This window comes from Neptunomonas qingdaonensis (genome assembly GCF_900113275.1).
GTDB classification, from domain to species: domain Bacteria; phylum Pseudomonadota; class Gammaproteobacteria; order Pseudomonadales; family Balneatricaceae; genus Neptunomonas; species Neptunomonas qingdaonensis.
This window is the reverse complement of record NZ_FOOU01000012.1, coordinates 17499-32384: the sequence shown is the minus strand read 5'-3', so window position 1 is coordinate 32384 and position 14886 is coordinate 17499. Positions and strand designations below refer to the sequence as shown.

11 protein-coding genes are annotated in these 14886 nt (G+C 47.7%); 10 read left to right on the top strand and 1 reads right to left on the bottom strand.

Annotated features, from left to right (window positions below):
* Positions 1–3 precede the first annotated feature (3 nt).
* The 10 genes from BM099_RS15370 (at position 4) to BM099_RS15325 (ending at position 12745) form a co-directional block, all read left to right on the top strand.
* Positions 4–3153: an efflux RND transporter permease subunit gene (locus tag BM099_RS15370; RefSeq protein ID WP_090729095.1), complete on the top strand. Its 3150-nt coding sequence runs from the start codon at positions 4–6 to the stop codon at positions 3151–3153.
* Between the two features lie 284 nt (positions 3154–3437).
* Positions 3438–3668, top strand: coding sequence for a hypothetical protein (locus BM099_RS15365; protein ID WP_090729093.1), 231 nt, complete (start codon positions 3438–3440; stop codon positions 3666–3668).
* Between the two features lie 224 nt (positions 3669–3892).
* Positions 3893–5092: a succinyldiaminopimelate transaminase gene (gene dapC / locus BM099_RS15360; RefSeq protein WP_090729090.1), complete on the top strand. Its 1200-nt coding sequence runs from the start codon at positions 3893–3895 to the stop codon at positions 5090–5092.
* A 13-nt stretch (positions 5093–5105) separates the two neighbouring features.
* Complete coding sequence (locus tag BM099_RS15355; RefSeq protein WP_090729088.1) at positions 5106–5480, top strand: ArsC family reductase; 375 nt, start codon at positions 5106–5108, stop codon at positions 5478–5480.
* Between the two features lie 12 nt (positions 5481–5492).
* Entirely contained in the window at positions 5493–6524 is a 1032-nt protein-coding gene (dapD, locus tag BM099_RS15350; protein ID WP_090729086.1) for a 2,3,4,5-tetrahydropyridine-2,6-dicarboxylate N-succinyltransferase, read from the top strand.
* Positions 6525–6648: 124 nt separating this feature from the next.
* A complete protein-coding gene (gene dapE, locus BM099_RS15345; protein ID WP_090729084.1) occupies positions 6649–7797 on the top strand; it encodes a succinyl-diaminopimelate desuccinylase in 1149 nt (382 codons plus the stop codon).
* Positions 7798–7802: 5 nt separating this feature from the next.
* Entirely contained in the window at positions 7803–8645 is an 843-nt protein-coding gene (locus BM099_RS15340; protein ID WP_232349142.1) for a putative RNA methyltransferase, read from the top strand.
* Positions 8646–8746: 101 nt separating this feature from the next.
* Entirely contained in the window at positions 8747–8935 is a 189-nt protein-coding gene (locus BM099_RS20715; RefSeq protein ID WP_232349143.1) for a hypothetical protein, read from the top strand.
* A 128-nt stretch (positions 8936–9063) separates the two neighbouring features.
* Positions 9064–9351 carry a hypothetical protein gene (locus tag BM099_RS15330; protein WP_090729078.1) on the top strand — a complete coding sequence of 96 codons (288 nt, stop codon included), beginning with the start codon at positions 9064–9066 and terminating at the stop codon, positions 9349–9351.
* Positions 9352–9769: 418 nt separating this feature from the next.
* Positions 9770–12745 carry an EAL domain-containing protein gene (locus BM099_RS15325; protein ID WP_090729076.1) on the top strand — a complete coding sequence of 992 codons (2976 nt, stop codon included), beginning with the start codon at positions 9770–9772 and terminating at the stop codon, positions 12743–12745.
* 46 nt (positions 12746–12791) lie between these two features.
* Here BM099_RS15325 and BM099_RS15320 read toward each other — a convergent pair whose 3' ends face one another.
* Positions 12792–14657: a methyl-accepting chemotaxis protein gene (locus BM099_RS15320; RefSeq protein ID WP_090729074.1), complete on the bottom strand. Its 1866-nt coding sequence runs from the start codon at positions 14655–14657 to the stop codon at positions 12792–12794.
* Positions 14658–14886: the final 229 nt, after the last annotated feature.

Here is a 14886-nt window from a genome sequence, read left to right as displayed (position 1 = left end):
CCGATGCGCACCTCCAACGGTCCGTTACAAAACCTGACAGCGATGTTTGCCGAACATCGGGTAGCTGCCAATCTGCTGATGATTCTGATGATTCTCGGCGGCCTGTGGGGCGTAAAAAATCTCAACACGCAGTTTTTTCCCTCCTTTGAATTGGATATCGTCACTATTAATGTCCTCTGGAGTGGTGCGGCCGCTGAAGATGTCGAACGATCTATCATCCTGCCTATTGAAGAAGAGATCCGTTCGATTAATGGCATAGACACCCTCTACTCAACCAGCAACCAAGGACAAGCGTCGATTCGACTGGAGCTTACTGAAAATGCTGATGTGCAATACACATTGGATGAAGTCAAACAGAAGATCGACAGTATTCGAAGCTCTCTGCCATCCGATGCTGAAGAGCCGATCGTACAGCGGATTATCCGCTACGAAAATATTGCCTCCATGCTGATCACCTCAGATAATGCCACCAGCACCGAGCTGCGTGTATTGGCGCGGCGTTTTGAAAGAGAATTGCTGGATAAAGGCATCCGCAAAATTGACTTCACGGGTATGCCGGCCGAAGAGATCGCCATCCAGGTGCCAACCGCACAACTGAACGCGCTCGGTATGTCGTTATCCGATATCGCTACCAATATAAGCCAGCGCAGTATTGATTTGCCCGCAGGAACGGCAGCGAAAAGCGACGGTTCCAGACAGATCCGTAGCTTGAGCCAGCAACGCGATGTTGAAGGCTTTAAACAGCTCCCGGTTATCTCGGACAAGAACGGCCGCCTCGTGCGCCTCGGCGATATTGCCGAGATCGACTGGCGTGCTAAAGATAGTCAAGTCGAGCTAAGTTATCGGGACCAACCCGCCATCCTGATGGTTCTGAAACGCACCGAGAGCGACGACACCTTACAGTCTGCCAAAATAATGGAAGAGTGGATCAGCACAGCCAGGCAACATCTTCCGCAAGGCGTTGAGCTGATCACGTATGACGAACGCTGGATGGTCGTACAGGCACGTATCGACCTGCTGCTGAAAAATGGTTTAGGTGGTTTGGTGCTGATCATCGCCATCCTGTTTCTCTTTCTCAACGCGCGTGTGGCTTTTTGGGTCACTGTCGGAATCCCTGTCTCTTTTATGGCGACACTCGCTGTGCTTTATATGATCGGAGGCTCAATCAATATGATCAGTCTGTTTGGTCTGATCATGGCACTGGGGATTATTGTCGACGATGCCATTGTGGTCGGCGAAGACACACTCACGCATTTACAGATGGGGGAAAGCGGCTTACAAGCCGCCATTGGTGGCGCTCATCGCATGCTATCTCCGGTTATTGCCTCCTCCCTGACCACCATTGCTGCTTTTTTACCGCTACTAATTATCGGCGGAACTATTGGCAACATATTGATTGATATACCGATTGTAGTTATTTGTGTGATCCTGGCGTCTCTGGTCGAGTGCTTTCTTATTCTACCCGGGCACCTTCACCATAGTTTGCGCAGCAAAGCTGATCTGCACGCCTCCAAAACCCGATTAGCAATCGAAGCCCGCATCAATCACTTTCGCGACCATACCTTTCGACACGTCGTCAGAAACGCTATCACCTTCCGCTGGACAACAATAGCCAGCACGCTGGGCATTTTCATTATCGCATTGGGACTCATGATGGGAGGACGGGTAAAGTTCACTTTTTTTCCGTCTGTCGAGCGTGAAGTCTTTACCGCCAACATGCAGTTCACTTCAGGCACAGATAATACCCATGTTAAAAAGTTTCTGGCTCATCTGGATGAAACTATTCAGCAAACTGAACAGGAGTTAGGCGGCAACCTGATCAAGGTCGCTTTTCGCGAATATGGCATAGCAAACTTCACACGCACCAGTTCAGCCCCCAGCAGCGGTGACGAATTCGGTTCTCTTTATGTTGAAATGACGCCCATCGATACCCGTACCATCACTAATCGTCAATTCATAAAAGCGTGGAGAACCAAGATCAGCATACCTGCGGGTATTGAGAAGTTCTCGATTGATCAATCGACCAGTGGCCCTGGCGGCAAGCCGATTGAGATAAAACTCTCTGGGGACAATGTCAGTACGCTCAAACAAGCCTCACTTGAAGTACAGAGCGTACTCAAACAATACACCGGCTTGTCGAATATAGATGATGACTTACCCTTCGGGAAATCCCAGCTAATCTACGAACTGACACCTGAAGGCGAGGCATCAGGATTAAAACTACAGCAAGTAGGCAGACAACTGCGCGCTGCATTCGATGGCGTAGAAGCACAAAGTTTTTATGACGGACAGGATGAAGTAGCGGTTCGCGTGCTGCTTCCCGATGCAGAACGCAACCGCCTCAGTGCACTTGAACATTTACCTGTTATTCTACCTGATAACTCAACTGCCCCCCTGTCCAATATTGTAGAGTTTGTACCGCAACGTGGCTTAGACTCACTCAGTCGCATTAATGGTCAGTTAGCGATTAATGTGAGCGCAGATCTGGATGAATCGGCCGCCAATGCCAATGATATTATTGCTGACCTTGAATCGGGCAAACTGGACGCGGTTATCAGTAAGTTTGGCGTCGTTGCCAGTTTTGAAGGTAAAAACAAAAATCAACGCGAAACACTGGCCGATATGAAGTTTGGATTAATACTGGCACTTAGCCTGATCTATATTATTCTGGCCTGGGTTTTCGCTTCTTACAGCTGGCCTATGACTGTCATGTTGGCTATTCCACTGGGGTTAACCGGCGCCATTCTCGGTCATTTTTTAACGGGTTTAGATCTGACGATCCTTTCTTTATTCGGCTTCTTTGGGTTATCAGGCATCGTCATCAATGACTCTATCGTCCTGATCACCTTCTATCAAAAGCTCAGAGCAACAGGCATGGCGGTTGAAGAAGCGATTGAAGAAGCCGCCTGTCAACGACTTCGTGCCGTACTCCTGACATCCCTGACGACGATCGCCGGGCTCACCCCGATTCTTTTCGAAACATCGCTTCAAGCACAATTCCTGATCCCGATGGCAACATCGATCGTCTTTGGGTTAGCCTATGGCACCTTACTTATTCTGCTCTTTATTCCCGCTACTCTGACCATACTGGAACATACCAAAGCGCGCTTAGGATTACGCCTCCATCATGGAGAACTTTCCGAAGCACCTTAATGAGTGTAAAGGTAAGAGAAACTCATTTATGGCGACTGAAAACAACCTCAGTCGCCATTTAACTACAAACCAATACCTTGATTTAATTTAGAAAAAAATCATAAAGCTAAAAGCTGTCATCAAAAAGAAACATTTTTTGTTATAAATTCTATTTTTTACGAGAATGTCTCCTCAGCGGCAACCACCAACAAACATAATCCGTTGTTTTTAATTGATTTTTTATTAATGGCGCAATTCTCGCATTCTACCGTGTATTCAATCACAACATAAAAGCGAGATAACTCATGAAAAAATCAGCCGCTATTGCCGCCTTTATCTTAGTTTCCAGTACCGCAATGGCGCAGCCAACCGGTGGTACTGATCTTTTCACGCTACTGGATGTTGATGCAGACCAGATGATTAGTGCAGAAGAAGCAAAAATTCATGAACCCGTGCATGAACAGTTTGACACACTGGATGTAAACAAAGACGGACAGCTCAGTGCTGATGAATTCAACCTGCTAGCAAAAGGTTAATTCATCCTTTTTTACCTATCCAGCGTTTAGCGCTCCGGAACTGTTCCCAACGTTATTGCCGGAGCGTTTTTTTCCCCATTTCCAGCCCGTATCACGGTAATTTCTGCTAAAAAGTCCATCCTCGCGACAATATCAAAAAGGAAACACTTAATAGACTCAGCCGCATCCGGTATAATTTCCAGCCTATTTTTGATAACCGCCTCACGGCAACGCAGGAAATGTTTATGAATCGGGATTTAGCGCGCCTTCAACCCTACCCTTTTGAAAAGCTGGCAGAACTGAAAGCGCAGGTGACGCCACCGGCTAATATGCCACATATCGCCTTTTCCATTGGTGAACCCAAACATACCTCTCCTGCTTTCGTGGTCAAAACACTCACAGATAACCTCAACGGGCTCTCTAACTACCCGACCACTAAAGGCATTCCTGAGTTACGCGAAACGATTGCTGACTGGTGCACAAGGCGCTTTCATCTAACCCCGGACACGCTCACCGCCGATAACCACATATTACCGGTAAACGGAACTCGTGAAGCCATTTTTGCTTTTACTCAGGCCGCCGTAGAACGTAAAGAAGGCGCACTGGTGATCTCGCCCAATCCTTTTTATCAGATCTATGAAGGGGCCGCTTATCTGGCGGGCGCAGAGCCTTATTACCTGAGCTGTTTAAGTGAAAACGCATTCATTCCGGATTATGCTGCGGTTCCGGCAAAGGTATGGGAGCGTTGTCAGATTCTGTTTTTATGCTCACCGAGCAACCCAACGGGCGCTGTAACCGATTTTGAAACCCTGAAAAAGCTCATTGCATTGGCGGACAAATACAATTTCATCATTGCGTCTGATGAATGCTATTCCGAGATCTATCTGGATGAAGCCCATCCGCCGGTTGGCTTATTGGAAGCCTGTGCGCGTCTGAGGCGTAACGATTACGACAAATGTGTTGTCATGCACAGTCTATCTAAACGCTCCAATCTGCCGGGACTACGTTCAGGATTTATTGCTGGCGATGCCAAGTTAATCAAGCCATTTTTGGAATACCGCACGTACCACGGCTGCTCAATGCCCGTTCAGCACCAGATAGCGTCTATTGCCGCCTGGCAGGATGAAGCACACGTTAAAGACAACCGTGATCAGTATCGCGACAAGTTTGCCCGTGTCGTTGAAATACTGTCACCCGTCATGGACGTGCAGCAGCCAGAAGCCAGTTTCTACCTATGGGCGAAAACCCCCATTGCTGATGATCTGTTTGCACAGAAGCTGTTTGCTGAGCAGAACATGACCGTGTTACCCGGTAGTTATTTATCCCGCGAAATCGATGGCTGTGTGCCTGGTGCCGGTTATGTGCGTATGGCACTGGTCGCCACGCTGGAAGAGTGCATTGAAGGTGCACAGCGCATTCGCCGTTTCGTTGAAGGTTTAAGTTGAAGGATAAAGCAAAATGAGTATTACGCTTTTTGGCATCAAAAATTGCGATACAATCAAAAAAGCGCGCAAGTGGCTGGACGCTAATAACATCGAATGTCGTTTTCACGATTATCGTACTGATGGCCTACCAGAAACTCTGCTGGACCAATGGTTCGCGACACTCGGCTGGGAGGTGCTATTAAACAAACGCGGCACCACGTGGCGCCAGCTTCCTGAATCAACTAAAGAGAATATTGATGCAGCATCCGCACGTACGCTGATGCTGGAAAATCCGGCCATTATTAAACGTCCGGTACTGGAGGTCTGCTTATCAGAAGCAGATATTCAGCGTTATGTCGGTTTCAAAGAAACCGAATACAACGAAATTTTTTCAAACTTGACGTCTTAGGCGGAATTAAATATGAGCTATTTTGCATTTGGTCTGGGTATTGGCACCCAATCTTCCAACGGTGACTGGTTGGAAATCTACTACAACGCACCGCTATTAAATCCGTCAGCAGCACTCATCAGCGCGGTTACCGAAACGCTGGGTTATGACGGTGGCGATGCGGCTATCGAAATCTGTGAAGCGCAATTAAAAGATCTGGAAGCGGCTTTTCTCAGCGTTGATGCCGAAGATCAGGCTGAAGTGGTTGAAGTACTAAAAGGTACGCAGCAACCGATGGTGATTACTATTCTGGAAACAGACAGTTCACCCGCTTCTACCCCCGAAGTATATCTGAAGCTTGCATTGCTTTCGCATCGTCTGGTTAAGCCTCACGGTATTGACCTGTCGGGTATGTTTGGCCTGCTGCCTAACGTGGCCTGGACCAACGAAGGTGCTGTTGCATTAGCTGATCTGCCTCGCCGCCAACTGGCTGCACGTGCGCAGGGGCGTGTGCTGGATGTCCATTCTGTCGACAAATTCCCTAAAATGGCAAACTACGTAGTTCCGGAAGGTGTACGTATTGCCGCAACCTCACGTGTTCGTTTAGGTGCACATGTAGGTGAAGGCACAACGGTCATGCATGAAGGATTCATCAACTTCAATGCCGGCACACTGGGTGTTAGCATGGTTGAAGGCCGTATCTCAGCTGGCGTCGTTGTCGGTAACGGTTCTGATTTGGGTGGTGGTTGCTCTACTATGGGCACTCTGTCGGGCGGTAACAACGTTCTGATCTCTGTGGGTGAAAACTGCCTGCTCGGCGCTAATGCGGGTCTGGGTCTGCCGTTAGGTGATCGCTGTACAATCGAAGCGGGGCTGTATGTCACGGGCGGCTCTAAAGTGACACTGTTAGATGAGCAGAACAACGAAGTGAGCACCATCAAAGCAGGCGAACTGGCTGGTAAATCAGACTTACTGTTCCGTCGTAATTCACAGAACGGGCGCATTGAAGTCAAAACCAACAAATCAGCGATTCAGTTGAATGCAGAACTGCACAAGCATAACTAATATGCGCTAGCCGGTGTGTGGCAACAGACTGATCTGCATCTGTTACCACACACCCGTCACTGTCAGTCTGCACTCTTTACACAACACGCTAGTTCACACGCCATTCAACGCCCCGGAGCACACCATGCCAATTCTGTCACCGACCGTCGAACTCACCAAAGAGCTCATTTCCCGCCCCTCAGTCACACCAGAAGACGCGGGTTGTCAGGAGTTGATGATCGAGAAACTGGAAGCTCTGGGCTTCGTTATCGAACGTCTTCCTTTTGAGGATGTCAGCAATTTCTGGGCACGACGTGGCACACAAGGCCCTCTTTTTTGTTTTGCTGGTCATACCGACGTTGTGCCTACAGGCCCGGTGCAAAACTGGTCGCATCACCCTTTTGAGCCCACCATTCTTGAAGGCTACCTGTATGGCCGTGGCGCGGCAGATATGAAAGGCAGTATCGCCGCCTTCATGACGGCACTGGAACGTTTTATTGAGCACCATTCGGATCACCGTGGCTCTATCGCACTACTGATCACCAGTGATGAGGAAGGCCCGTTTATCAACGGCACCACACGTGTTATCGATCATCTGGAAGCGCGTCAGGAAAAAATCGACTGGTGTATCGTCGGCGAACCCTCCAGCACGCAAAAAACCGGAGATACCATCAAGAATGGCCGTCGCGGCTCTTTGGGCGGCAAGCTAAAAGTAACCGGCATTCAAGGACATGTGGCCTACCCGCACTTGGTACGAAACCCGATCCACGAAGCCGCCCCCGCGTTGAGCGAACTGGCTGCGACGGTGTGGGATGAAGGCAATGAGTTTTTTCCGCCGACCAGCTTTCAGATTTCCAATATCCATGCGGGCACCGGGGCTAACAATGTCGTGCCCGGAGAAGTCGATATAGAGTTTAACTTCCGTTTCTCCACTGAAGTCACCGCGGAACAGTTAAAAGAGCGGGTTCGCGATGCGCTGGACCGCCATAAGCTGGACTGGGATATCGACTGGGTCCTATCTGGCAACCCTTTCCTGACGGCTGAAGGCGATCTGGTAGAAGCGGCGCAACAAGCGATAAAAGCGGTCACTGGCATAGACACAGAACTCTCCACCGCTGGCGGCACATCTGACGGTCGTTTTATTGCACCAACAGGTGCGCAGGTATTAGAGCTTGGCCCGGTTAACGCGACCATCCATAAAATTGATGAGTGCGTTAAAGTCAAAGACCTGGATATCCTCAGTGATATGTATGAAAACATACTGGCCCGCTTACTGACCGATACCCATAAGTGATCTGAATGATGAATGTTATCAGCGGCCACCTTGTCTGCCCTGTTTGTTCTCTTGCCTTAACGCAGCAGGGTCGTTCGCTGTCTTGCCAACAGAACCACTGTTACGATCAGGCGAAACAGGGCTACTGGAATCTGTTACTGGTACAGCGTAAGCGCTCCAAAGACCCGGGCGACAACCCACAGATGGTCGCCGCCCGAACACATTTTCTCGATCAGCACTGCTATCAACCGCTAGCCGATAAAGTCTGCACAGAAGTTCGGCAAGCGCTGACAGATAAACCCAACGCCCGCCTGCTGGATATGGGCTGTGGTGAGGGTTATTACACCGCTCAGGTAGAAAAGACGCTAAGCGGAATGCAGGTGGAGATGATCGGCCTCGACATCTCCAAACATGCCATTAAAGCAGCGTGTCGACGTAGTCAATCAATCCATTGGCTAGTCGCTTCGGGCGCACAAATGCCGGTTCCAGAGCAAAGCCAGGACCTGCTACTGGTCATGTTTAGCCGCCTGATGCCGGCCGCGTTTGCCAAAGTCGTTAAACCGGCTGGGTTACTGCTGTTAGCCTGGCCTGCACAGGATCACTTACTAGAGCTGCGCCAAAGTATTTATGAAGAGATTAAAGTCTCCGAATACGACCCAACAGCCGAGCTGGCCGCGCTATTTAGCTGTGAAAAAGTAGATACTCTGCGTTTTGAATTTTCACTCAAATCAGCAGAGGATATTCAAGCGTTATTAGACATGACACCGCATAGCCAGCGCATCAGCGCTGAAACCACCGCCAAACTGCTCGCCGCTGTACCGCTGAATCTGACATTTCATGTCAATCTGGGCTTCTTTCGCCGCTTATGAATAGGCCTTCATTAAAACGTCGCTTGATAAAACTTCTAATAAAACGAGCCGATAATTATCAACAAAATCTAATCTTGTTACTCAGCGGCTTTGGCCTGTGCATGCTGGGTATATTGCTAGTAACCATCGCAGAATTTCTGTTCGGCCAATCGCTACAACAGGAACTGGTCGCGCTGCTGGGTATCGCACTGATTATCATAGGCATATTACTGGCCATGGTGGGTTATATCAGCCTGAGTCTACTGCGGTTATTTCGCTTTTTGATCAGTGACGAAGATAAAAAGAAGTAGCATTATCGTTTTCTATCTCCAGTCACTGATTCGAAGCGCCTGAAATCATTTTCAGTTTCGTTTCATATTGTCTTGCTAGGTTGCTCACATACTTGTTTGCAAGTTTGGCCTGGTCAGGAGGGCTTAGTATGTGCAGTTCACCTAAAGGCAAAAACACCTCCACCAGCAGAAACCGCTATCATCCTACCGGGTCTACCCAGCTGTCGACTGAACAGTATGGATCGTTTGCACAAGTCGCTAATTCTGCCCTCCAAAGAAGAGAAGCCAGACAAGCGTTGAAGCAATTAAGAGAAAATGCAGCGACTGGCAGAAATGGGACTAAACAACAGACCTCGCCTCCCTCTTCATCGTTATACTCCATCATCAAAGAAAAGCTTCAGGTGCTTCTTAGGTGGCTAGATTTGTCGGCAAAGTAGCGACTCTGTCACATCTTATGAAAGATAAAATGCCGTCTCATTTAGCATGAAATACGAAGTCCAAAGAAGCACAACAACCGCTTCGAATTTTTTTGGGGAGGGCTCACGTGATATTCAGTGAATGATTCTGCGCCGATGAAACCATTAGCCTGGGCAATTACCCCAGACAATAGTTCATTCAAATAACATTATATTTCTTCAGTTAATGGGTGCCATGCATTACGCTACTTTTTTTGGAGTTGATTTTCCTCAACTTTTAGCAATGATGGCCGTAATAATTTACTTATAGCTTATAACAGGTGTCATTCGCTCCTTAGCTATAAAATACGAGCAAAATGCAGCATTCCGGGAGTTGATTGCGGTGATACCGATTATAAATGGCTTACCCCTCTCGGGCTTGACCAGAAGAATTATAGGCATGGCGAGCTCTGCTATTGTCCTGATCTGGCTCATCGGTTACCTGATCATGGCCCACGAACAGGAGCGAGGGCTGCTGGAAAGTCGGATCAAGGCAGAACAACTCGCCACATTTTTTGAACAACATACGCTTGCCATTTTCCGATACGGTGACGCTTACCTGAAGATGGTGCGGCGTGAATATCAGGACAGCAGCGATCTCGATTCAGTCAAAAAATTGATGGACGAAGTACCACTCAACAGTGCAATTGCTTCGCATGTCACTATTATGGACGAAACTGGCACGCCAATTCTGGTGTCAGGGCACAGCATCAAACCGGGCAGCACAGCAAAAGACCGTGACTATTTTATCCAGCAGCAAAATGCCGAGTCAGATAAGTTGTTTATTTCGCGGCCGCACCTGGGGCGCAATAGCGGCGTACTCACCGTTCGCCTGGTCAGACGCATTGAAAAGCCCGATGGCAGTTTTGGCGGGGTTGCATTTGTTGCTATCAAGGCCGAAAACATAACCAATTTCTTCAATACTCTCGGGCTCGGTGCGAACAGCGCCGCTACCCTAGTCGGTAAAGATAAACGCATTCTCGCCCGCTCCTCTTATGGCCAGCTCGGCCCCGGACAGGATATCAGCGGATCACGTTTGTGGGGGGAGCTCGAACAACGCCCCGTTGGTTATTACCTACAAACCAGTGTGGTCGATAGCGTTCCCCGGGTATACAGCTATCGGGCACTCGATGAATTTCCTTTGATTGTTGCCATCGGTGTGTCCGGCGAAGATACCCGCGACGCGTTGGCTCAGTATAAAACATTGTCTTACTCGATCTGTGCGCTGGCATCTTTTCTGATTATTATTACCTCATTGCTGTTTTCCAGGGAAATAAAAGCGCGCAACAGACTCGAAGCAAGCGAGAAACATACCCAGCGAATCGTTGATACCGTCCATGGTGGCATTATTTCAATTAACGAGCAGGGTATTATCGAGTCTTTCAGCCGTGGGGCGACCGAGACATTTGGCTATAGTGAAGCTGAAATCATAGGTCAACCCGTGCAACGACTCTGCGATGGCTCAGACTGGCTTAAAGTCGATCTTAATCTGCAACCCCAAAACCCCGAAACTGATTCCAATCAGCATGATGGCATCTTTTTCGAGGCGAGTGCGACCCACAAAAACGGCACAAGCTTCCCGGTACATCTGGCCATTGGCGAATCAGAGCAGAACGAAAAATCCCTGCAGGTTCTGACTGTGCGCGATATAACTCAGGAGAAGGCAGCCAGGCGCGCTTTATTTAAATCCGAAGAGCGGGCCCAGGTTACCTTGCAGTCGATTGGTGATGCCGTCATTTCGACAAACGCTGACGGCATCATCGAGTTTTTGAATCCTATCGCGGAGAATTTAACCGGCTGGAGTGCTGCCCAGGCAAAAGGCCTGGCCTTGGAAAAAGTGTTTAAGATTATCAACGATGCAAGCCGTGAACCCGCCCCAGACCCAGTGGCAGCCTGTCTGCAAAAAGGCGAAGTAGTCACTCAAAAAAGTGACACTGTGCTGCTCAATCGTAGTGGCCAGGAGTTCGCCATCGAAGACTCTGCCGCCCCTATTCGCGGAGATCAGGGCGAAATTCTTGGTGCCGTCCTGGTATTTAAGGATGTCACCCAGGCCAGGCAGTTGTTGCAGGACATTTACTACCAGGCCTCACATGATGCATTGACTGATCTGATCAACCGGCAGGAGTTTGAAAGCCGCCTGCAACGCGTTCGTGAAACGGCTGAAAAAGAAGATTCTTTCAACATCCTCTGTTATATCGACCTGGATCAGTTCAAAGTGATCAACGATACCTGCGGTCATGTTGCCGGTGACGAACTACTACGCCAGATAACCAGAGTAATGACTTCCTGCGTGCGCCAGCGCGATACTCTGGGCCGTTTGGGGGGGGATGAATTCGGTCTTTTGTTAGAACGCTGTAATTTCGACCAGGCACAGCGAATTGCACGAAAAATGATCAATAGCGTACGCGAATACAATTTCGCATGGAACGAAGGCATTTTCAACGTCGGCCTCAGCGTTGGTATGGTGGCTATTAATCGTGGTAGTGACAACGCTGACGAACTGATGAAGGCTGCCGATACAGCCTGCTACACGGCAAAAGAAAAGGGACGAAATCGACTTGAGGTTTTTGAGGAATCTGATGAGAAACTGGCAAAGCGAGATGGAGAAACCCAATGGGCTATCCGTATCCCACGCGCGCTGAACGAAAATCGCTTCTGCCTGTACCAGCAACAAATTATGGACCTAAGCGGCAGCGATGAGGGGCTGCACTATGAAATTCTGCTCCGCATGATCGGCGAAGACGGCAGTATGATCATGCCAGCCAGTTTTTTTCCGGCTGCCGAACGTTACAAGCTTGCCACCGATATAGATACCTGGGTAGTGACGAATGTGTTCGGCTGGTTACACGCTAACCCTGAACACCTGCGCCGACTACGAACCTGTGCGATCAATTTGTCTGCGCTCTCCGTCAGCAACGACACTTTCCATGGTTTTGTCGTTGAACAGCTGCAAGCCTATGATATTCCGCCCGAGAAAATATGTTTCGAAATTACCGAAACTGTGGCGATTTCAAACCTCAGTAGTGCGATCATCTTTATCTCTGCACTAAAAAAAATCGGTTGTCAGTTTGCTCTCGATGACTTTGGCAGCGGACTCTCTTCTTATGCCTACCTGAAGAACTTACCCGTCGATATCCTTAAAATAGACGGTATGTTTGTAAAAGACATACTCGAAGATAAGATGGACCTGGCGACGGTTAAATCAATCAATGAAATCGGCCATGTCATGGGTCACAAGACGATTGCAGAGTTTGTCGAAAATAAGGAAATACTGGAAATACTTCGCGAGATTGGAGTCGACTTCGCACAGGGCTATGGTATCGCAATACCGATGCCATTAAGCGAGCTAGCCTGTACACCCGTGACATCGATCTGAAACGCCATGCCCTGTGAGGGCGTATCAGGCCCTCCTAATAAATAGGTTATACCGTTTTAAACTTAGCAATAATAGAATGCAGTAACGACGCTTGATTAGCTACATCATCACTTGCGACAGAGTTTTGCGCAACTTGCTCACTAGACATATCGACAATGTCTTTTATCTTATCTGTATTTTTTGTAATCATCTCAGCGACAGCCGCTTGTTCTTCAACAGCCGCAGCAACTTGCGTGGTCATATCAACGATATGGTTAGCACCTGTATTGATGACATGCAGCGAATCGATACTAGCCGCGGCACCTTGCGAACTGATACGGCTTAATTCAACAGATTTATTGATCATTTTCGCTACGATGCCTGTTTGATGCTGCAGCGAGGAGATCATGGCATCTATTTCAACAGTAGATGTTTGCGTTCTTGCAGCAAGCGCACGAACCTCATCTGCTACCACCGCAAAACCTCTTCCTGAATCCCCTGCTCTGGCGGCTTCAATCGCAGCATTAAGTGACAGCAAATTAGTTTGTTCGGCAATCCCTTTTATTACATCTAATACAGAACAGATAGCCTCACTTTCTTTTTCCAGTTTAGTAATCGCTGTAAACGACAGTTCTGCTTCAGAGGCCATCAACTCAATATCAGAAATAGCCTTTTCGATAATTCTCTGACTATGAACAGCACTGGCTTGAGACTCTTGCGCTGTTGCTGCCGTCCTGTCTGTATTCTCGGATATTTCTCTCATTGCACCGTTCATCTCATTAATAGACGACGCAACTTGTGAAACCTCATCTCGTTGAAAATTTAATCCTTTTGCCGTCTCGACAGCGATAGATGACACTTCTTCAGCAGCACTACTAAGTTGGATCGATGACATGCTCACCTCGCCCATAAGCGCCTTGAACTCGCTCATCATATTATTAAAGCTTCCTCCCATACTTGAAATTTCATCCTTGTTTTTACTATGAAATTCAAGAGTCAAATCTTTATTTTCTTTCGCTGCCAACATCACTTTATTAAGCACATCGAGAGGCCGGATAATACTTAAAGCAATATATAAAGCAAAAAATGTAGATATAATGCCGATTAGAATAGCTATTATGGCCGAGAGTGTTTCTAGCTCGCCAATTTTTTCAGAAGAGAAAGCCTTAATTTGAGACCCTGTTGTTTCCAGCAGTTCCTCAGATTTATGTATGGTTATCCGCATCTTGCCTAATAATCCTGACTTGCTATCCAGCCCCCCTTCTTCAAATGTTTTAACCAGCATCTGAAAATCATTTTTGTAATTTTCGAGCTTTTTACTGATGTCCGAAAGTCGATTTTGAGGTATGTCTCTATTTTCGAGTATTGACATAAAAATTTGATAATTAGCATCAAACTTATCCACGTATTTCAGATCTGCTCGCAACAAGAAGTCTTTCTCATTGCGCCGAAGCTGCAATAGCCATGAAAGCACTTCAAAATCATTGATGTCTCGTACAATCTTTTCTGCTGATTTAACAGATGATCTCAAGGAGCCGCGTAACCCTTCTTCTTCACTCAAACCAATTTTTATCTTCATTCGGGCCAGCTCGTGGAAGCTTTGATGATAAGACTTAAGAATTTCTAAGAGCTGTTGCATTGCGTCACTGGAGGTTTCCAAAGACTCTAAATCGCTAATAAGGCGAAGTATATTATTTGAGAAATTTTCGGAATCTTTATCAAATTTAGAAATATACTGCGCATCGTCACGAGCCAGAAAATCTTTTTCATGCTTACGAAGTAGTAGCATATTGACGTTAAGCTCGCTGACTTGATATACCGTTTTTTCTAAAGACTTAGTTTTATCTATGGTGTGGTTTTGCAGCCCAAACATCACAGCGATACTGACAATCATGAAAACCACAAGCATTATCAGCTTAACTCTAATGGTCATACCTATTCCCTTAATTTACATAATCATAATGCCTTAAGTGTAGATGAAATTTTATAAAAGTTTGTACCGCAGAAAAATATCCAGACCTCTAATACTCAACGCTGGTAGATGCTAAGCGCTGAACCAGGCACACCCTAACCCGCCCAAGCGCCGTCGCGTAAACTCGCTGCTCTTTTCATTGAAGGAGTAACTCATGACTCAGCGACGCAATCGACAACAATGGCAAGAC